Annotated in this window: 20 protein-coding genes and 1 pseudogene; 13 read left to right on the plus strand and 8 right to left on the minus strand. The window is 67.8% G+C overall.

Going from position 1 to position 19,667, the window contains the following annotated elements:
* Nucleotides 1-363 precede the first annotated feature (363 nt).
* From Q9R39_RS23430 to Q9R39_RS23445, 4 genes are all read left to right on the plus strand, one after another.
* Nucleotides 364-795: a hypothetical protein gene (locus Q9R39_RS23430; RefSeq protein WP_139114262.1), complete on the plus strand. Its 432-nt coding sequence runs from the start codon at nt 364-366 to the stop codon at nt 793-795.
* 25 nt (nt 796-820) lie between these two features.
* Entirely contained in the window at nt 821-1,210 is a 390-nt protein-coding gene (locus tag Q9R39_RS23435) for a PLD nuclease N-terminal domain-containing protein (protein WP_035755728.1), read from the plus strand.
* A 297-nt stretch (nt 1,211-1,507) separates the two neighbouring features.
* Nucleotides 1,508-3,076: a DUF6924 domain-containing protein gene (locus tag Q9R39_RS23440; RefSeq protein WP_311278353.1), complete on the plus strand. Its 1,569-nt coding sequence runs from the start codon at nt 1,508-1,510 to the stop codon at nt 3,074-3,076.
* A 99-nt stretch (nt 3,077-3,175) separates the two neighbouring features.
* Nucleotides 3,176-3,703, plus strand: a complete 528-nt coding sequence (locus Q9R39_RS23445; RefSeq protein WP_231381037.1) for a hypothetical protein — start codon at nt 3,176-3,178, stop codon at nt 3,701-3,703.
* Nucleotides 3,704-3,896: 193 nt separating this feature from the next.
* Here the strand turns inward: Q9R39_RS23445 and mobF are convergent, their stop codons facing one another.
* Together mobF and Q9R39_RS23455 are read right to left on the minus strand one after the other, a co-directional pair.
* Nucleotides 3,897-10,100 carry a MobF family relaxase gene (mobF, locus tag Q9R39_RS23450; RefSeq protein WP_231742675.1) on the minus strand — a complete coding sequence of 2,068 codons (6,204 nt, stop codon included), beginning with the start codon at nt 10,098-10,100 and terminating at the stop codon, nt 3,897-3,899.
* Nucleotides 10,101-10,105: 5 nt separating this feature from the next.
* The gene (locus tag Q9R39_RS23455; RefSeq protein ID WP_231381004.1) at nt 10,106-10,447 is read right to left on the minus strand and encodes a hypothetical protein; all 342 of its coding nucleotides are present in this window, start codon (nt 10,445-10,447) and stop codon (nt 10,106-10,108) included.
* Nucleotides 10,448-10,778: 331 nt separating this feature from the next.
* On the opposite strand from Q9R39_RS23455, the gene Q9R39_RS23460 reads away from it, so the two are divergent.
* The 3 genes from Q9R39_RS23460 (at nt 10,779) to Q9R39_RS23470 (ending at nt 12,756) form a co-directional block, all read left to right on the plus strand.
* The gene (locus Q9R39_RS23460) at nt 10,779-11,183 is read left to right on the plus strand and encodes a hypothetical protein (RefSeq protein WP_139114263.1); all 405 of its coding nucleotides are present in this window, start codon (nt 10,779-10,781) and stop codon (nt 11,181-11,183) included.
* Between the two features lie 17 nt (nt 11,184-11,200).
* Nucleotides 11,201-11,776 (plus strand): hypothetical protein, encoded by a 576-nt coding sequence (locus Q9R39_RS23465; protein ID WP_035755450.1) that lies wholly within the window; start codon nt 11,201-11,203, stop codon nt 11,774-11,776.
* A gap of 98 nt (nt 11,777-11,874) precedes the next feature.
* A complete protein-coding gene (locus Q9R39_RS23470; RefSeq protein WP_035755452.1) occupies nt 11,875-12,756 on the plus strand; it encodes a hypothetical protein in 882 nt (293 codons plus the stop codon).
* Between the two features lie 7 nt (nt 12,757-12,763).
* On the opposite strand, the gene Q9R39_RS23475 is transcribed toward Q9R39_RS23470, so the two are convergent.
* Genes Q9R39_RS23475 through Q9R39_RS23495 form a run of 5 tightly spaced genes read right to left on the minus strand, consistent with a single transcriptional unit; the run spans nt 12,764 to nt 15,033 of the window.
* Complete coding sequence (locus tag Q9R39_RS23475; RefSeq protein ID WP_035755454.1) at nt 12,764-13,357, minus strand: thermonuclease family protein; 594 nt, start codon at nt 13,355-13,357, stop codon at nt 12,764-12,766.
* Nucleotides 13,358-13,400: 43 nt separating this feature from the next.
* The gene (locus tag Q9R39_RS23480; RefSeq protein WP_035755456.1) at nt 13,401-13,613 is read right to left on the minus strand and encodes a hypothetical protein; all 213 of its coding nucleotides are present in this window, start codon (nt 13,611-13,613) and stop codon (nt 13,401-13,403) included.
* A gap of 20 nt (nt 13,614-13,633) precedes the next feature.
* Entirely contained in the window at nt 13,634-14,200 is a 567-nt protein-coding gene (locus Q9R39_RS23485) for a DnaB-like helicase N-terminal domain-containing protein (RefSeq protein ID WP_035755458.1), read from the minus strand.
* 3 nt (nt 14,201-14,203) lie between these two features.
* Complete coding sequence (locus Q9R39_RS23490) at nt 14,204-14,623, minus strand: hypothetical protein (RefSeq protein ID WP_035755459.1); 420 nt, start codon at nt 14,621-14,623, stop codon at nt 14,204-14,206.
* Entirely contained in the window at nt 14,620-15,033 is a 414-nt protein-coding gene (locus Q9R39_RS23495; protein ID WP_035755461.1) for a hypothetical protein, read from the minus strand. Before Q9R39_RS23495 ends, Q9R39_RS23490 begins: the two co-directional genes overlap by 4 nt.
* Before the next feature lie 569 nt (nt 15,034-15,602).
* Between Q9R39_RS23495 and Q9R39_RS23500 the strand changes: the two genes are divergently transcribed.
* From Q9R39_RS23500 to Q9R39_RS23520, 5 genes and pseudogenes are all read left to right on the plus strand, one after another.
* A complete protein-coding gene (locus Q9R39_RS23500; RefSeq protein ID WP_035755463.1) occupies nt 15,603-15,983 on the plus strand; it encodes a helix-turn-helix transcriptional regulator in 381 nt (126 codons plus the stop codon).
* Nucleotides 15,980-17,089, plus strand: coding sequence for an ACR3 family arsenite efflux transporter (arsB, locus tag Q9R39_RS23505; RefSeq protein WP_035755465.1), 1,110 nt, complete (start codon nt 15,980-15,982; stop codon nt 17,087-17,089). Before Q9R39_RS23500 ends, arsB begins: the two co-directional genes overlap by 4 nt.
* Nucleotides 17,089-17,770: pseudogene (locus tag Q9R39_RS23510) on the plus strand (arsenate reductase ArsC). The gene arsB and the pseudogene Q9R39_RS23510 overlap by 1 nt, the downstream one beginning before the upstream one ends.
* Before the next feature lie 30 nt (nt 17,771-17,800).
* Nucleotides 17,801-18,229, plus strand: a complete 429-nt coding sequence (locus Q9R39_RS23515; protein WP_035755467.1) for an arsenate reductase ArsC — start codon at nt 17,801-17,803, stop codon at nt 18,227-18,229.
* A complete protein-coding gene (locus Q9R39_RS23520; protein WP_035755471.1) occupies nt 18,226-18,648 on the plus strand; it encodes a low molecular weight phosphatase family protein in 423 nt (140 codons plus the stop codon). Before Q9R39_RS23515 ends, Q9R39_RS23520 begins: the two co-directional genes overlap by 4 nt.
* Nucleotides 18,649-18,700: 52 nt before the next feature.
* Here Q9R39_RS23520 and Q9R39_RS23525 read toward each other — a convergent pair whose 3' ends face one another.
* Nucleotides 18,701-19,198, minus strand: a complete 498-nt coding sequence (locus Q9R39_RS23525; RefSeq protein ID WP_035755472.1) for an ArsI/CadI family heavy metal resistance metalloenzyme — start codon at nt 19,196-19,198, stop codon at nt 18,701-18,703.
* Nucleotides 19,199-19,295: 97 nt separating this feature from the next.
* Between Q9R39_RS23525 and Q9R39_RS23530 the strand changes: the two genes are divergently transcribed.
* The gene (locus Q9R39_RS23530) at nt 19,296-19,655 is read left to right on the plus strand and encodes an Rv2640c family ArsR-like transcriptional regulator (protein WP_035755474.1); all 360 of its coding nucleotides are present in this window, start codon (nt 19,296-19,298) and stop codon (nt 19,653-19,655) included.
* The last annotated feature ends 12 nt before the right edge of the window (nt 19,656-19,667 follow it).

Genomic DNA, 19,667 nt, shown 5'->3' on the forward strand with positions numbered 1-19,667 from the left:
CTGTTCGCTGGCGGCGTCCCCACCGGCGACGTCTACCTACGCAAAGTCCGCTGACCACACAAAGGGTCGCGCAGGAATTGCCTGTGCGACCCTTTGCCGTTCGGTGCGATCGGGCGGACCGGCGCTGCCGGGCGGGCGGTGCTGGCCCGTCCTCCGGCACAGGATCGCCGTGACGACACGCTCCCACCAACACCAAGCGGACACGACCCGCTCGATGACGGGACACAACCCCAACGCGACCCGGACAGGGACCTGTGAGCGCAACAGTGACGTTCACCGCGTTCCTACTGAGGCGTCGACGGGGTGAACCTCCGAGCACTACTTCGCGATGACAAAGGTCGGGGTTATGAAAGGGAATACACGATGATGACGAGGTCGGGGATACGCGCGGGGGTGGCGGGTGCGGCGTTCAGTCTCGCGGTAGCTACCGGTGGGGCGATACTGGCGGGTCCGCCGGCGCAGGCCGCGCGGATCGTCGAGACCTCGCAGCCGGGGGTGGTGGTGATCGAACTCAGCCACGCCGACACCGTGGCCGCCGCCCACCTCGGCGCCGGTCGGGTCATCAATGCCGTTCTGGGCAACGATTACTGGGGTGTCATCCTCGACAACGACTCCCGCTATCGGGCGGGGGCGTACTACCGTCCGGACAAAGCCGCCAGCTGGAATGACGTGACCGGCCACCAGGTCATCTCCGAGGCCGCCGCCCACCCGGGCGGGCGGGTCGTGATCGCGGTCTACGTTGACCGAACCGAGAGCCTGAACGGACATCCGCTGTGGATACAGCAGGTCTGGTGACCGACGTGAAGACAAAGGAGTGGACGTGCCGTATCTCGGGTTGATCTACCTGGTGATCCTGGTAATTGCGCTGATCGACATCATCAAGACTGACGACGCCGCCGTGCGCGGGCTGCCCAAGTTCGCCTGGGTAATCCTGGTGGTGATGCTGCCGTTGGTCGGTGCGTTGGTGTGGCTGGCGGTCGGGCGCCCGGCCGCTGATGAACGCCCACGACGGCAGCATTCGGGTGCGGCCAGCGAGTTCCCGGAATACGACCATCCGGGCCGCTACGTCCCGCGAGATCCTGAGGCAGACCGGGAGTTCCTGCAGCAGTTGCGAGATCGCGCCGAGCAGCAACGTCAGACCGCCCGCGAACAGCAGCAACGCGCCGCCGACCGCACTGACGACGGCGATCAGCCACCGGCCACTTCATAGAGCCTGAAGTCGCGAGCAGGGTGAGGGACGCCGGTTAGGTTGGTGGGTATGACGTCGTGGTCGCAGATTCGGGGTTTGTCTTTCGGCACGATGGGCCGAACGGCCCGTGGCACGGTGTATTCCAGTGACGGGACAGCCAGCTCGGTGTGGTTCGCTCCGCCCACGTCGTGGCGGATGGAGAACGCTGACGGGTCGCCCTCCTATATCGAGAGCGCCACCGATGAGTACGTGTTCGGTGAGGATGGCGTCGCTGTGCACACCGCGAAGCACCCGAACCGCCTTGTCGCAGTGACGGGCGTGTCTCCGACGGTGTTGTTCACCGCGTACCGCAGTTGGACCCCAATGGAGCTGACGGGACGGCCACCTCGGTTCGGTGAGCCGAAGCAGTTGATCGAGGCCGAGGTTCGGGGCCGGCGGGGTTGGCAGGTGGAGTTCGACGATTCCTACGGCGGTCCGTCGATCACGATGGTGCTCGACGCTGAGTTGGGGATCGCGCTCTCATGGAGGCAAGGCGAGCAGTGGGTGCAGATGGAATCGCCGGTGCTCGACGAGGACTTCGACCCCGCGCTGTTCACCTGGGACGGGCCGGCAGTGGAGTTCGAGGCGTACGTCGAGTCACGGGAACAGCTCGAACACCAGCAGAAGATGCAGGAACTGATGGATATGCCGCCGACTCAGGTCGGCTGGTTGCCCATGGACATCAGCGTGTCGCCTGATGACGGCGACCCGTTGTCGGGTGCGCTGGATGTGACGGTGTCCGCCACGGCACCAACACAGTTCGGCATCCGCCGCTGGTTGACCGAGGTAGGCGAGCCCGAAGTTGGATTCACCATGGACCTCTACGCGCCCCGAGGACGCACCACGATCGGGCCGTGGACAGTCGAATTGCGCACCTACAACGCAATTTCCGCAGAGGACGCCGACCGAGTCCTTGCCGAGGTGGTGTTACCTGACCCGCCCGGCAACGTCGATGACATTCGGGACGCCGCCACGGCCCGCCAGGAAGCCGACGACAAGGCTGCGATCGTCTCCGCGTTAGGGATTGGTCGGGACCTCGACGACTACCTGCATAGTCCCTACGGTGTGTCGCTGCTGGTGCGCACCGATTTCAGCGACGACCACCGCTGGCGCGAGCTCGCGCTGGCGGCGATGGCCCCTGTGGACAGCGACATGGACGACGATTCCACTTTCGAGGCGAGGCTGACGTGTATCGACCACCGAGACAACGACGGTCTGACCGTCGAGGCCCTTGTCGAGCGGATCGGTGACGACCCGCCCTACTACGCGTTCATCGCTGACTCGATCTCAATGACCCATCCGGAGATGGCGATCCTGGTGATCGATTGCGGCCGTCCTGATTTCGGCCACGAACCTGGCCGGACCTTCCGCGTCATCCCCGAGCAGGTGCAGTCGGTCGAAAACAACCTGTCAATCTCGAACATGGGCTTTCGTGACTTCGCCGACGCCGTCGACGACGACGGGGTCTTTCGCGGCTTCCCGCCGCCGCGGCCGCATGTGGCGATACTGCAGCGCGACGAACTCATCGCCCTCAGTGCTACCAATCGGTCGACCCCGGCGCTGGCCCGCTTCGCCGAGGAGCTGCCCCACGTCGACTATCCGTCCATGGTCGTCTACGAGACCGCCCGAACGAAGGTTCACGACTCAGTCGCCGCGCTCGACGAGCCGCCCTCCAACGAGCTCCGTGTCGGAGTCGAGGACTACCTGGCTGCAACCGCCCGAGAAGGCCTGTGCCAGCACGGCCATGTGCAGATCCGCGGCGGGCACTGGAGTCTGGTGATCGACCCCGACACAGGGACACTCGAAGCCGCGATGCTCCGGCAATACCAACCACCTACACCGTCCTGAGAAACCCGCACAGTGCCAGCAGCCAGATCGCGACCCGACCTGAACCGCTCGCGGAGAAGCCGCCAGTCCGCGGCCACACGCGGCGATACACTCGCGCGCATGGCGACTTCACGACAGCGGGCGGCGAGGGTCGCAGTCACCCTGCTTGCGGCGGGGGTGATGACGCTCGGGCTCACCTCCTGCGGGCAAAGCACCGAGAACGGGGCCGACACCGCCGATCCGTTCGTGGACTACGAACGATCAGATTCGGTGGAGTGGACGACGCAGATACCAGCGACACAACCCCCTGTCGTGTCGAGTCCGCCGATCACCGGAACAACAAGCCCACCCACCGCACCCACTGCGGCGCCAGCGGGCACCATCTGCGGCTATGTGCCCGCAGAGACCGGGGAGCAACCCGTCATCGTGCTCAACGGACCGATCGACTGCGCCACCGCAATGACCGTGAGCCAGAAGTACTTCGACTCGATCGGCCAGGCCCAGGGCCAAGGCCAGGGCCAGGGCCTGTTTCTCACCGTCGACGGCTGGGCGTGTCAATGGCCGATCGTCGACGGACGCTCACGTGCAGACTCGTATTACACCTGCACCGCGCCCAACCAAGTCGCAGCCGTCCGGATCGGCGAGTGACATCTCAGGATCGATCCTCCGTCGTGACGTAGCGACAGCCAGAGCGCATCCTTCACCCTCAACGATGACGTCATGCGCGCTAACCCGAGGCGATGACGCCACGGCGGTCCGGCGCGACTGCGTGGCGAAGTCGACCGGAAGCCAACCGGATTGCCCCGGGCCGAGTCCAACAGGCGGCCTCAGTGTGGGCGGGCTAGTCGCCGAGGCCGTGATCGTGTCCTCGCTCGCGTCCCTGCGGTAGGTCGTGGACAACAGGCGCAGGTGATGGCGGTGATGCTGTCCGAGAGGTATCCCTGCTGTTCGTCGGCGCGACGACTGCCCGGATCGCGTCTTCGGCGGCGCGGTCTTCCGGGGAGAGGGTGTGGCGACGGTCGAGTTCGGCGCGAGCGTCGGCGATGCCGGTGGCTGCGGTGTCGCGGGCGTCGATAGCCGTCTGATGGAGAAGCCGGGCACGCGCATCGGCCTGCTCGGCGGCATCCAGTTCGCCGGCAAGCGTGGCGGTATCGGTGGCGCGGGCGGTCAGTTCGTCCCACTGATGTTCGGGAACACCGACGTCGCGACGGGTCTGTTCGTGGGCCGCGGCGAGGTACTGATGCTGACGCTCGGCCGCGGCGACCGCCTCGGCGAGGCGCTGGTGGTGCTGGTCGTGCTCGGCGCGTGCTTTGCGGCCGCGTCCGGCTGGCGGCAGTCCCGCCAGCGCAGCGCGGGCCCCCGCGAGGTGTGTAGCCGAGTCGGCGAAAGCACTTCCGGCCGCGCGAGCGGCGGAGATGCGTTCGACGGCGGCGGCGAGGTCGGCGTGGTCGGCGCGCACCCGGGAGGCCCGGTCCGTGGCTGGTCGGCTGGTCCTCAGGTCGTCGACGGCGAGGGTGTGGCGGCGGGTGAGGGTGCGTAGGTGGGCGGTGAGCTGGTCGTCGCTCATGGCGCGGAGTGGGTCCGCGCGCAGCCAGTCGCGCAGTTCGGCATCAACGTCTTCAACGACCGCGGTGGCGGTGGCTTCGGTGGCGGGGTGGGTTGCCGACGGTGTGACCGCGTCGGGTGTGGCGACGGGTCCGGTGGCGGGGGTGGGCATGAGGTAGGTGTCGCGGTGGTGGTGGGCGGTGTGGGTGAGTGCGTGGACGTGGTTGAGGCGGTTGTCGATTCGGTAGATGCGGGTGGTGAGGTCGGCGCGGCGAGCACGGAGGTCGGCGAGGTTGAGTTCGTCGAGTTCGCTGGCTTGCAGGCGCATGAGTTCGACGTCGGTGTCGGTGACGCGGACACCACCGGATTCGGCGATCGCTTCCTCGAGGCGGGTGTTGGCGTCGGCGTAGACGGCGGCGAGGGCGTCGCGGTCGGCGACCGCGGCGGTGATGCGCCAATCCAGAGCGGTGGCGTCGGCCTCGGCCCGTAGCGCGGCGAGGTCGGGGGCCTCGTCGTCGCTGAGGGGGTCGAGGTCGGTGGTGTCGGCGGCGCGCAGTTGAGCGGCGGTGCGGCGCAGTTCGGTTGCCTGGTTGGTGAGATCTTCGATGAGTTGTTCGGCGACCATCAGGTCGTGGTGGTGGCCGGCGGTGTCGGCGGCCGCCGCGAACTGGTGATCGGCCGCGGCCCGCAACGCGAGCACGTGCGGGGCCATGGCTTGCTGGTGTGCGCTGGTGCCGGCGTTGATCGCCTCGCGCAGCTCCGCCATGTTCGTGCCGAGTTCGGCAAGCTGAGCGGTCAGTTCATAACGCAGCGCAATGCATTCGGCGAGGTCGGACGGTGCGGCGAAACGATCCGGTGCGGCGACCACGTCGGCGGCGAAGTCGTCGAAGTCGAGGTCCTCGTAGCGGTCCAACTCGGCGACGTCGAGGTCGTCGACGCCAGGTTCGGGCGGTGGTTCGGTGGCGGTGAGCGCGGCGAGGTAGTCCTCGTCGACGGCGGCGAGCTCGTGGTCGGCGTCGACGGCGGGCTGGCCGGTGAGGGTATCGGCCCAGGGGTCGGACAGACCGGCGGCTTCGGCTGCTGCTTCGGCGGCGGCCTCGTCTTCGGGGGTGGGGGGAGCCTCGGGCGGCGGGGTGAGGTCGGTGGCGTGGCTGCTGTGGGTGACGAGCAGTTCGACTCGCCAGGTGAGCAGGCGGGCGTACTCGTCGAGGCGGACGGTGTGGCCGTCGTCGGCGGCGCCGTGGTGGAGCAGGGTGTCGGCGAGGTCGAGCAGCTCGTGGGGGGTCCACTGGGCAGGGTCGGCGGCGCTGACCGCGGCCACGAGTGCGGGCCAGGCCCGGTCGGTGAGGATCGCGTCGGCGGCGCGGTCCCCGACGATCCCGACGAGGTGGTCGGCCCAGTCGGGCCGCAGTCCGGTGTTGGTGGCTTCGGCTGCGGCGGGAGCCAACTGTCCGGACAGGCGCCACCACAGGGCAGCAGCGGGCATTTCGGTGGGCAGCGGGTTGTCGGCGATGGCGTCGCGGGCCAGGGCGTCGACGTCCAGGCCGGCGCGGGCGGCCAGTGACAGGTGGTCGGCGAGTTCGGGCCAGTACGGGTCGGCGAGGAGGTGAGGGTCGAGGTCGCGGGCGAGGTCGGCGTAGCGGGCGGCCTCGGCGGTGGTGGTGATGAGCGCGTCGGCACGCTCGGTCAATGCCGCGTGACGCCGCGCCAGGGCGATGGAGTCCGGGCGCGGACCGGCGGGACGCCGGTCGGTGTCGTCGACACCGCGGGCGGCACGGAACACGGCGAGTTCGGCGACGAGCTCGCGGCCGCGCTCGGGGTCAGCCAGCAGCAGCGGACGCGCCCACATCGGAGCGGTGGTGGTGTCCCAGGCGGTGGCGCGTTCGGTGACGGCGGCCGCGAGGTCGGTGACAAGGGCGTCGCGGCGGGTGAGGTAGGGCGTCCACTGGGGGTCGTCGAATCCAGCGGGGATGCGGGCCAGCCAGGGCAGGGGCCCGCCCCCGGCGGAGTGTTGCTGGGTGGGGTCCAGTCGCCAGTCGAGCACGGCGGCAGGGTCGGCGGCGGTGGCCAGTTCGCGGTGGGTGATCGCGGCCTGTAGGCGCGCGATCGGGTCGTCGCCACCGAGGGCCAGCGTCGCGAGGTGGGTGCGCAGGGTGGGCCAGGCCGCGCACGCGGTGAGCGTGCCTGCGGGGGTGCCGGTGTGGGTGCTGTAGAGGGCGTCGGCGTCGTGTTCGAGGTCGCGCAGCGCCTTTGCGCCGAGAGCGTGTTCGGCGGCGGCACCGAGGGCGTGGTCGTAGGCGGCCGCGGCGCGGGCCAGGCGCCGGAACGGGTCGGCGGCTTCGCGTTGGGCGGTGGTCGCCGATTGTTGGGTGCCGTCGCGGCCGAGGATCGCGGCCAGGGTTTCCAGCCCGGTCTGGGGGTGGCGGGCTTTGGGGGTGGTGGCGTTGTGCGGGTCGGTTTCGGTGGTGGGCAGGTAGATGTGGTTGCCGTGGCGGCCGCGGGTCATCGCGACGTAGAGCAGTTGGCGGTCCAGGGCGTCGGAGCCGATGACGTGGCAGGTGTCGGTGGTCATGCCCTGGGCGGCGTGGATGGTGGAGGCGTAGCCGAGGGTGGTGTGTTCGGCGACGTAGTCAGCGGGTAGCTGCACGTGCCGGTTGAGGTCGAGATGCTGGGCGGTCAGGGTGCCGTCGGCGCCGATGTGGGTGACCCGCCACCGGTCGCCGTTACGCACCCAGTCGGTGGCCGACACGCGTAGATCGCGGCGGTTGCTGCGGGTGCTGATGATGTCGCCGACGCTGGCCGACAACCCATCAGACAGCCGCAGTTCCGGCCCGTGCAGGTGTGGGTCGATGGCGGCGAGACGGTCGGCGCGGGCGCGTTCGTTCAGCGCGTTGACGGTGTCGCGGGTGGCGGCGAGCATGACGGTGTCGCGTCCGGCGGCGCGGTCACCCAACCAGGCCCGATAGGCGTCGTCGGTGGCCACGGCGTCGGACTCGACATGGATGCGCCCGTGGTCGGCATAGAAGCCGAGCGCGGCGGGGTCGCCGTCGCGCAGGGCCAGCGACGCCGCACCTTCGGCGGCGTCGGAGAACCGCACGACCTGACTCAGGGTGAGCGCGCCGGTTTCGTGGGCGACGTCGCGCAGCACACCGCCGGCCGAGATGGAGGCGAGCTGTTGGTCGTCGCCGACCAGACGCACACTGCCGCCGCGCGCGGCCACGCACCGGATCACCTCATCGAGGTCGGCCGTGGAGGCCATTCCGGCCTCGTCGACGACGACGAGGGTGTCGGGTCCGATGCGGGTGAACCAGTCCGGTTCCTTGGGCGCGACGTAGGCGGGGTCGGCCAGCTTCGCTCTCGCTGCGGCCACCTGCGCGGCGAGCTCAGGGTTGCCGACGGTGCGTGAGTGCGGGGTCGCGGCCAGGGCGCGGTCACGGCTGGCGTGGGCGAGTTGGACGAGCTTGGCGGCAGTGTCGGTGGTGGTGTCGAGTTCCTCGCGCAGCACCGCGGCCGCGGCGGCGGTGGGGGCCAGTCCGATGAGGGTTCCGCCGCTGTCTGTCCACGCCCGGGCGAGGGTGCGCATGGCGGTGGTCTTACCCGTCCCGGCCGGGGCCAGCACCAGTTGCACGCGGCGCCCGGAGGTCGCCAGTTCGCGGACCATGGCGGCTTGGCCGGCGTTGAGTTCGCGGCCGTTGGCGGCTTGCTCGAGCAACGCGATCTCGACGGTCGTCTCGTCGAGACGGCGGCCGTCGGAGCGCTTGGCGGCAGCCACAATCCGGTGCTCGGCGGCGAGGATGTCGGTGCTGGTGTGCAGGGCGACATCGTGACGCACGAACACTGATTCGCCGTTCGCGCGGCGCAGCACTTCGGGTTCGTTGAGGTCGCCGTCGAGGGCATCAGACGACACCGCGACGCTGGTGTCGGCGGTCAGTGCAGTGTCGACGATGCGCTCCACGGCGGCAGCGAGTTCGTCGGTGTCGGTGATGCCCGCGAAGTCGCGTGCACGCAGTTGACGTTCGGCTTCGGCGCGTAGATGCGGACGCTGCCAGCGGGCGCGCGTGGCCGAGATGTTCTCGATGCAATTGGCGGCGAGCTCGGTGCACAACTCGTCGGTGAACTCTGGATGCTCACGGGTGCGGGAGCGGGGATGGGTGGCCTCGTGCACGAGGTTGCTGATCGCGCGGTCGCTGCCGAGGACGCGGCGTGCTTGGTCGCGCCAGGCGTGGCGCTGCTCGGCATAGGAGCGGGGTTCGTGTTTGGCGTCGCGGGTGTCCAGGGTGGCTTGTTGGGCCAGATCGAACGCCTCACCGGTGGTGGGTTCGCGGCCATGATTGTCGTAGAACTGCTTGGACAACTCACCGATACGGTCTTCGATCGCCGCGCGCCGCGACGACCACTGGGCCATCAGTTCGGTGTCGACTCCGTCGATCTCTCGGACCGGTCGTTTGCGGGCATCGGCCTGTTGGCGTTCGCTGAACGACACCCCAAGGTCACGCTGGAGGTACAGCTCGATGCGCGAGTTGTAGACCTCCGAGGCCGACACGGTGGCCTTGAACAACGGGGTGCCATCCAGGGCCATCCAGCGGGTGACCCCGGCGGCGTCACGTACCCGCACCTTGTTGGAGATGGCGACGTGGGTGTGCAGGTCCGGGTCACCGGCGCGGGAGTCGCGGTGTGTGAACGCTGCGGCGATCAGACCGTCGGTGTCGACCTGAGCGATGCCGTCGGTTCCCAACCGCGACAGGCACGCTTCGCGTTCGATGAACGCCAGTGCATCGGCGACCGCCTGACGGTGGGCGGCCTCGATCTTCTCGGCCATCGGCAGCGGCGCAACCGCCCACAACGCCGACACCGATTTCACCGGAGAGAACGTCATGTCGTAACCGGCAACCGCCGACTGACGCCGACGGCTTTCCTGCGCGATGAACCCCGACAGCTCGCGCGAATCCCGCGGCGGGCGACGGTAGGTTTTCGTGAATCGCTCGCGGCCCAACTCGGTGCGCAACGCCGCCCGGGTGTCGTCGTCGATGACAGCATCCCACCGCTCGCCGCGGGCGAGGTTGTGGTCGCGGAACACCACCGCGAGTTCCTGTAGAAACTCCGGGAATTCGTTGTAGACGGCGTAGGCGTTGCCCAGTTTCGTCGCCGCCAACGCCTGGGCAGCGCGGCAGTCCGAGGAGGCCACGGCGTGCTGCTCGATCGCGGTGGCGTTGGGGTGGCGACCCTCACCGAACAGGGCCTTCATCTGCGCCGCCGACACCATCGACCCCGCCTCGACGGTGCGCGCCTCGGCGAGCTCATCAGCGACGTCCAAACCCGATCCGACGTCGGCCAATCCGGCCAGCCCGGACCCGATCCACTGCCCCGGCGAGTCGCCTTTGGCGCTGTAATAGTCGGCGAGTGAGACCCGGCCTTTGTCGGTGGCGTCCATCGCCGCAACGGATTTCGTCAGGTACTCATACCCGTCGCCGGCGGTCAGTTTGTGGATGGTCGCGGTCACTCAGGTCACCGCCGGAATGGGCGCAGCTCGTTGGTACGGGCCACCGCGTGGACGCTGGCGTGGTGGGCCCGGACCAGCTCGGTGATGACTCCGCTGGCGACCTCGTCGCCGCCCTCGATCCGCGCGGTCAACCCCGCGAGGAGTTCGGCTGTGGCGGTGGGGGAGTCCAGCACCTGGGCCACCGCATCCTGGGCGGTCATCCCGGTCGCTGCGGGCCGGTCGTGGCGGCGGACCCAGGCCGCGCGACGGCAGTCTGTCGAGCACCAGCGCCGCGGCCGACCGCGCCGCGGCGCGCCGTCTCCGGGCAGCACGCCACCGCAGTGATCGCACGTCCCGGCAGCGGCCATGGCTGCATTCTGGCACATTAATTTCGTCGGACGAATCCAGAATGCAAGAGGTGTGTGGGAGTTAAAGGGTTTCGGGGTTCGTGGGGTGAGGTGCTAGGTGAGGGGTGATCGGGGGTGTTGGTGCAGGTGAGGGCGTGGACGAACGGAATGGAGAGGCGGGAAACGAGGGCGAGGGAAAGAGGAGGGACGGTGAAATGCTCACGGAGAAGCCGCGTGTGGCGGTGGCGAGGGGGCGTTGGCCGGCGTTATCGTGTCGGGTATGCCGTCGAACAATTCAAAACTCACTGCCAGTCAGGCGCGCGCTGCTGCGCGCAAACGAACGCTCGCCACGTTGGAGACGCGGAGAGCCGAGGAACGCGAGAAACTCGAACGCAGACTCGCCGCTGAGGTGCGGGTGATGGAAGCCAACGAGGCCAACATCGCCGAGTTCCTGCAAGCCGACTCCGAACTCGCCGCTGCCGAAGCAGAACTGCGAGTGATCACCGAGCGGTCAGCGAAGGCGAAAGCCACCGCACTTGCCGCGATCGCCGAGCGAGTAGGAAGTGTTAGTGGCGCGGCCGATCTCGTGGAGATCAGCGCAGCCAAAGCCAAGACGCTGCTGCGCGAGGCGGGCCTGTCCGTCGGAACGAAAAAGGCCGCCTCGAGCCAGGAGTCGACACCGGCCCCGGCCACTCCGGACGCGGCCACCGATGAGGGCCGCACCGAGCCATCCGATCCCGCGGTGATGTCGGCCTAGCGTTCTACGGTTCGGCCATGAGTGTCGACCCTGACCACGATCAACTCGGCCTATTCGCGGTGCCGGCCACCGACCTGACGGTCGGCACCGCGACACCGTCGCCGGGTGTGGTCACCGACCCAACGCTGATGCCCGATACCCGCGCCGAGCGACACTTCTGGCAGCACGTCGTCCTCACACCGCGCGGCTGCTGGTACTGGATCGGCGCGGTCAGCTCGCCAGACGGGTACGGCCGATTCACCTTCCGCCGCAACAACCGTCAACGGGCCATCAGCGCGCACCGTTTCGCGCTGCTGCTGGTGCACCCCGACCTCGGTGCCGACGCCGCCGACATCGGCGAGCACTACTGCAACGAACCACTGTGCGTGCGCGTCGATTCCGCACACGTGCGCATCGGCACCCAGACCAACAACCTCACCTACGCCGTCGGCCTCGGCCGCCACCGCGGATCACGACCAACCACCGCCATCGACCGCGCCGCACGCTCGATCATGCTGCGCACCTACCTACGCGACGGCGGCGACCCCGAACAGGCACACCGACTGTTCCAACCCGTGCCGTCCACACCCGCCGACCAACTCGGCCTGTTCTGAAAGCAAGACCGCCTTGTGTTAGTGCCCGGCGGCGCTCACGCGACGGGGCCGTTACCGCGTTGCGCTGTCATCCGTCCCGAGGCCAGAAGGAGACTCCCATGCTCGACCTCGAAACCACGAACTCGCCGATCGTGAGCGGGCGTTGGTGGTTCAACGCGTCGCGTGTGGGGGCGCTTCTGATCGCCGCCGGAGCGTACGCGTCCGCGTTCGGCGACGGGATCTCCACAGCGATCGCTCGCTACGGGGACGGCGCGTCCACGCATCCGTTCTCGTGGTCTGGGGAAGTGCTGTCGTGGGCGTGGCTTGTCGTCGCTGTGAGTGTGTTCGGCGGCCTCAGTTGGCTGATCCTTCGCGAACTCACCACGAGGCCGTGGTGGTCGTGGCCGCAGTGGACTCGCCGCCCTCCGCTGTCGCGCTCGACCTACGTGGCGTGCGTGAGCGTGTACGTGCTGAGCGTGTACGCCGCTCTGGGTCTCAGTTGGCTTGTCGAGCTGGCTGTGCCTGGACCCGCCGTCGACGGTGCGACCACGGTCTCGCAGCGTCCGTTGGCGGCGCAAGTGATTGCGGGCCTGCGGGCCGGGTTCGGTGAGGAAGTGTTCGTGGTCGCGGTGCCGATCGCGGCGCTGGCGATGTGGCTGCCGTCGACTCGCGCGGGTTTGGTCGCGGCGCTGTGTGTGCTAGTTCCGATGCGGCTGGCCTATCACGTGTACTACGGGGTCGGCCTCTGGGTGAGCATGGCCCTGTGGGCAGTGGTGTCGGCGTACATGATCTGGCGGTGGCGCGACTACCGGCTCGTGATCGGGTTCGCGCTGGCTCACGCGGCATACAACATCTGCGAGGGCTATGCGTTGGCTTTCTGGGGGTTAGTTGGTGTTGCTGCGGCGAGCGTGATCGCGCTCGCTGTGACCCATCGCGTGCGGACCGGACGGTGGATCACGATGGCACCGCCGCTGCGGGCGCCCACCCCTGTGCGCGCCTGAGGATCGGCTATCGCGGGCACTGGCCCCAGACACCGGCTCGGGCTGCCTGGGCGTCGCGCTGGGCGTCAGCGAGGGCGTCGGCGTGGCGGCCGGGTTGGTGGTTGTAGACGTAGGTGCGTGCCCACCCCTCGGCGACGAGTGTGTGGTTGAGCATCGTGTCGCCGATCCAGACGTAGGCCAGGGCGCGGCCGTAGCGGTCGGTGTGGTCTTGGGTGGGGTCGTACTCGAGACGCACGGCGGCGCCGGGGGCGGCGAGCACACGAGTGCGGTCACTGGCTTGCGGGCCGCACGGCTGGACCGGGGTGTGGGGTTTGCGGACCTCGGGGGTGTCGATGCCGAGCAACCGGACGGTGAGCGCGGGATCGGTGTCGGTGGAGACGACGATCGTGTCGCCGTCGACGACACGGGTGACTACTGCGGGCATGGTGTCGCCTGAGGGTCGCGACGGCTCGGCAACAGTGGTCGCCCGTGTCCACAGGTCGGCGGGCGCGGGTAGGGCGTCGACGACGCCACTAAGGGCTACGACTGCTGCCACGACGAGCGCGGCGAGTACCGCGAGGCGCAGCACGGTGCGGGAGACGAAACGGGCGAGGATGCGCATGGGGCGGGCTCCGAACGACGTCGAGCGAGGGCGGTCGGATGGGTCAGTCGAACAGCGACATTTGCTGTTCGGCGGCGGCGGCGTCGGTGCGGTCGATGTAGGTCTGCGCCCAGTCCTTGACCACCGCGACGGGTTCGTCGAGTGCGGCGGCGACTTGGTCCCAGGTGAGGTTGTCGACGTGGCGCAGGGTGTAGGCGTCGACGTGGAGCTTGGCCAGATCGGCGGCCGGGTAACGGGTATCGGTGTCGGTGGGCATGGCGGTGTCCTTTCGGTGTGTCAGTTCGGGCGCAGGGAGGCCAGGCGGGTGCGGTGCTCGCGCAGTGCGATGCCGTGGGCGCACATGTAGTCCCACAGTTCGGCTTCGGGGAGGTGGTCGGCGGCGTGGGTGATGCCGTCTCCGGCGGCGCGGTAGCGGCGGCGGTAGGCATCGGCGACGACCATCGCCGCGTAGTGGCGGGCCTGGATGCCGTCGGCGCCGGCGGAGGTCGCCGCGACGAGCGCACGGGTGAGGTGCTCGGCGCCGAGGGTGGCCGCACGTCCCTGGCGGCGTAGTTCGTGGGCGACGGTGGTGGCGTCGTGCGCGCGGTGGGCGCCGTCGGCGATGAGTTCGGCGATGATCGTGAACAGTGCTCCGTGGGCGGGTACGTAGAAGTCCTCGGCGCGGACCAGGCCGACGATGTCGGCGAGGTCGTCGTGGTGGGCGGGTGTGGCCCACAGCAGCGCCGAGAGCAGCAGGACCTCGGCGTGGCCGGTGTCGCTGGCCCACCCGTGGCCATCGGTGAGTGCCACGGCGTCGTGGTCGGCGGCGCTCGCCGACGGGTCGGGTGGGGTCTCGGCGGGCATGGGTCAGATCACCTGGTGACGTCGTTCGGGGTCGCCGCGGCCGTCGTAGTCGTCGGTGAGGTTGCTGTGCTCTCGGCGGGCGCGCTCGGCCAGTTCGAGGGCCTGGTCGAGCAGGTGGGGAAGCACAGCGACCTCAGCGTCCCGGGTGGACACTTCCACGAGCGGGCAGCAGGCGAAGTCACCGTCTTCGTAGACGGCGATGACGATCGGGTGGACGGGCGGGCGGCGCGGGTTGCTCGGCGCGAAGACACCGGCGCCGTTGTCGATGAGTGCCTGCCAGTCGTTGTCGATCATCACCACGGCATCGCGCGTGCGGGTGTAGGCGAGGTGCCCGCTGCGCTTCGGGCCGAAGGTGGTGTAGGTGAACACCAACCCGGTGGCGGCCGTGATGTCGGCGAGAGCGGCGTCGAGGGTGTAGGTCATCGCAGCCGCCGTTCGGCGCGGGCCTCGAGGGCGGCGAGCATGGCGGTGTCGTCCTGGGCGGCGAGCGCGGCCTCTTCGGCAGCGCCGATCTCGCAGTCCGGTGCGTGCGGATCGCTGAAGTGTTCCCCGCACCTCTGGCAGCAGTCCGAATGGATGTTGGCCATGGTGATCTGGATGACGCCCTCGTCGAAGTTGGCCACGTAGGTGAGGCCGTCAGGGACGGCGATGGAGACGACGAGATCGCCCTCGACGTCGGCGAGTGTGGCCTGCACCTGGGGTGCGGCGGTGTCGGCGGGATCCGCTGCGGCTTGGGTTGCCCACAGTGAGGCGTTGTCGGCGGCGATCGCGAGGCCACCGAAGGTCCACTGGGTGTGGTCGTTGGTGGCGGCGGTGGTGGATGGACGGCTCATCCTGGTTCTCCTTGTTCGGCGTTGCGGAGTTGGGTGTCGTCGACGGCAAGTGCGACACCCGGTGGGGGGGCTTGCGGGTCAGGCCGCGGTGGCTGGCGGAGAGGCAATATTCGCCGGTGCGATATTGGTCATTGGCCTCACCATCATTACTCGATGATACATCGTATTTCATTGTTAGGCAACTGTTTTCACACATCGTGTGTCGATTTATGTTCAGTCGCAACGTCGTTCGCTCGACATCAGATCCACACTTCTTTGGCGTCCGGTCGGGTTTGGCCTTTCCTGATATTTGGCCGCTTGTGCGCGCTGGCCGGATGTGGCAGGAGCGGAGAGCGGCCCGGTGCCGCGATGGGAGCGCAGCGCGTGGCGGCGGGTCGGTCGGAGTCTCTTGCCGCGCAGGTCAGGGCGTAGAACAATCGGCGGGTCAGGAACGGCGTTCTTCGCGGCGGCCGCGGTCGTTGCCACGCCTCGGGCGGGAGGTGGGCGCCGCGCGAGGGGCGGCGTCGGCGCGGTTCGCGTTCAGCCGATGTTCATTTGTTCGGTGGTTTGAGGTCTGTCAATATAGACGTATGTCGAAACAGAAGGTGTTGCCTGTCGTGGCAGGCGAGGCGTGTTGCACGCCGTTGGTGCAGGAACCGCTCAGTGCCGATGCGACAGTGGAGCTCGCGCGCATGTTCAAGGCAATGGGTGATCCGGTGCGGCTGCGGTTGCTGAGCTTGGTGGCCAGCCATGCCGGCGGGGAGGCCTGCGTGTGTGACATCTCGGAATCGTTCGATCTGTCCCAACCCACCATTTCCCATCATCTGAAGGTGTTGCGGCAGGCGGGGTTGCTGGACTGCGAGCGCCGGGGAACGTGGGTGTATTACTGGGTCATTCCTGCTGCGTTGCAGCACCTTTCGTCGATTCTGAGTTCAGCGGATCCCACCGCAGACACGTTGGTGACCGCGTGAGTACCGCTACGAACACACCAGAGCATCCCGCGGTCGTCGGCAAGCTCTCCACCCTCGACCGGTTCTTGCCGGTGTGGATCGGGGTGGCCATGGTCGCCGGGTTACTCCTGGGCCGGCTGATTCCCGGCCTGAACGATGCGCTCTCGGCCATCTCGCTCGATGGTGTCTCACTGCCCATCGCGATCGGCCTGCTGATCATGATGTATCCCGTACTGGCGAAGGTTCGCTACGACCGCCTCGACACCGTGACCGGGGACAAGCGCCTGCTCATCGGGTCGCTGGTTCTCAACTGGGTTGTCGGCCCGGCGTTGATGTTCGCGCTGGCCTGGATCTTCCTGGCCGACCTGCCCGAGTACCGCACCGGGTTGATCATCGTCGGGTTGGCACGGTGCATCGCGATGGTCATCATCTGGAACGACCTGGCCTGCGGCGACCGTGAAGCAGCGGCCGTGTTGGTGGCGATCAACTCGGTGTTCCAGGTCGTGATGTTCGCGGTCCTGGGCTGGTTCTACCTCTCGGTGCTGCCGGGCTGGCTGGGACTGGAACAGACAACGATCGACGCCTCGCCGTGGCAGATCGCAAAATCGGTGCTGATCTTCCTGGGTATCCCACTGGTCGCCGGGTTCCTATCCCGGTATCTGGGGGAGCGGAGCAAGGGACGCGACTGGTATGAGTCGAAGTTCATTCCCAGAATCAGTCCGTGGGCGTTGTACGGGTTGCTGTTCACCATCGTGATTCTCTTTGCCCTGCAAGGTGATCAGATCACGTCGCAACCCCTCGACGTGGTCCGGATCGCAATTCCGTTGCTGGTGTACTTCGCCGTGATGTGGGGCGGCGGGTACGCGTTCGGCGCTGCCATGAAACTCGGGTATGAACGCACCACCACGCTGGCGTTCACCGCCGCGGGCAACAACTTCGAACTGGCCATAGCGGTCGCGATCGCAACGTATGGGGCCACCTCGGGCCAAGCCCTGGCCGGGGTGGTGGGGCCGCTGATCGAGGTGCCGGTCCTCGTGGGATTGGTGTACGTCTCGCTGGCGTTGCGTAAGCGCTTCACCGCCCCACAATCGACAGCTCAGCCGAGCTCGGTCACGGAGGCACGGTGATGGACGACTCGACCCTGGATCAGCGCCTGGCGGCAGGGGAGCATCGCGCACAGCCCGAACTGCTCATGCCCCACGTCGTGCTCAGTCGGATTGCCGCGGACTTGGCCGCAAAGTACGAGGGTGTGGTGTCGCGGCAAACGGTGGAGCGCTGCGTTTTCGAGTCGTATGCGGCACTGCGCCGCACCTCGCGGGTACAGGCGCATCTGACCTCGTTGGCGAGCCGGTTCGCTGCCGACCGGTTGCGTGCACTGGCGCAATCCGACGGGGCGATCGCCAAAGACGTGCCCGAGGTGTTGTTCGTGTGTGTGCACAATGCCGGCCGGTCGCAGATGGCCGCAGGTCTGTTGACCCACCGGGCCGGGCCGCGTCCATGTCCGATCGGCGGGTTCAGCGCCGGTCCATTCGATCAACCCCACCGTGGTCGAGGCGATGACCGAGATCGGGATCGACCTGGGCAACGACTTCCCCAAACCGCTGACCGACGATGTCGTCGCCGCCGCCGATGTCGTGGTGTCGATGGGTTGCGGTGATGCGTGCCCCATCTATCCGGGCAAGCGGTACCTCGACTGGACAGTCACCGATCCCGAAGGCCTGCCGTTGGATCGGGTGCGCGCAATTCGCGACGACCTCGACACCCGCGTTCAACGGTTGCTCGACGAGCTCGCCCCTCACCCCGCATAACCCCGTCACACCGAAAAGGAAGCTGCTCCCATGTCTGCACAGACACCGAGTGTGTTGTTTGTCTGCGTCCACAACGCCGGCCGCTCTCAGATGGCCGCCGGGTTCTTGACCGCCCTGGGCGGCGGTCGGGTCGAGGTTCGTTCCGCGGGGTCAGCCCCCGCCGACGCCATCAACTCCGCCGCTGTCGAGGCAATGGCCGAGGTCGGTATCGACATCTCCGACCAAGCACCGAAGATCCTCACCCCCGACACCGTCGAATCCTCCGACGTGGTCATCACCATGGGATGCGGCGACGCCTGCCCGGTCTTTCCCGGCGTCAGCTACCGCGACTGGGCCCTGGACGACCCTGCCGGCAAAGGCATCGATGCGGTGCGCCCGATTCGCGATCAGATTCGTTCGCTCGTGGTCGACCTGCTGGCCGAGATCGCGCCCGCCGACGACACCGCGAGTGTGCGATGAGCACACCACACTCGGTTCTGTTCGTGTGCGTGAGCAATCGGGGCAAGTCGGTGATGGCCCAAGGTTTGGCGAGCACGCTGGCCGACGGAACGATCAACGCCTCCTCGGCCGGCACCGACGCCGCGATCGGCAAGCGCGTCAACGAGCTGTCCGCTCAGGTACTCGCCGAGGCCGGCGTCGACGTCAGTGACCACACCCCTCGCCAGCTCACCGACGACCTGATGCGCGAGGCGGACCTGACCGTCGTACTGGGAACCTCCGCGCAGGTCGCCCCACCAGAAGGGGCCGTCGTCGAGGTCTGGGAAACCGATGAACCCTCCTTGCGCGGGATCGACGGCGTCGAGCGCATGCGCCTGATCCGCGACGACATCGCCGCTCGACTCACCGACCTCACCACCCGCCTGACCCACACCACCTGAACCGGTCGGCGGGCACCATCAGGGGTGCCCGCCGACCGGCGGGAATGGCCTCTCAGCAACAAGCGGTCGACGCACTCACCGTGGACTGGCCGGGCTGCGCAGCGCCGGCGGTACCGCAGCACACCGCAGAATCAGAGTCAGGGGTCTCGTTGTCCGCCAACAGCGTTGGGCTGGTCCCGAAGGTGTCAGAGTCGGCCAGCACCGTGTAGACCTCCCACTTTTCACCTGCCGGACCGGTCACCCACACCTTGTCCTGGGTCGCGAAACAACAGGTGGCGTTGATCTCCTCCTCGGTGAACAGGCCTTCGCCGCTGAGCCGGGCGATCTCGGCGTGCACCTGATCGCTGGACTCGACCTCCACACCGAGGTGGTTGATCGTGCCGCCCTTACCCGGATTCTCCAGCAGCACCAGCTTCAACGACGGCTCCGCGACCGCGAAGTTCGCATAACCCGGCTTGCGTTTGGCCGGTGCCACATTGAACAACTTCGAGTAGAACTCAACCGCCTGATCCAGATCATCGACGTTGAGCGCGAGCTGCATGCGCGACATGACTACCTCCACCTGTGAGACATACATCGAACTACTGACATGGTCCAGAGTGCCAACCTCTTCGACATATGTCAATGAGGTCGGTAGGATTGGGTACATGCCCAAGACGCTTCCGGTCATCGACATGACCGATCCCATCTGTTGCGCACCCGTCTCGGCCTCGCCGCTGGATGACGCCGCGGCGCTGGAGATCGCCCTGCGGCTCAAAGCTCTTGCCGATCCAGTGCGGATCAAGCTGATGTCGATCCTGCTCACCGATGCCGCGGGGGAGGTCTGCACCTGCGACCTGGCGACTGCTGTCGGATTGTCTGAGCCCACGGTCAGCCACCACCTCGGACAACTCAAGAAGGCCGGCATGGTCCTGCCCCAGCGCCGCGGCATGAATGTCTACTACCGGGCCCACGCCGACGCTCTGCAAGCTTTACGGCAGGTCCTCGACCCGACATGCTGCCGCTGAGCGACTTGTGTC

The sequence above is a fragment of the Gordonia sp. AC31 genome (assembly GCF_031844505.1).
Lineage (GTDB): Bacteria > Actinomycetota > Actinomycetes > Mycobacteriales > Mycobacteriaceae > Gordonia > Gordonia hongkongensis.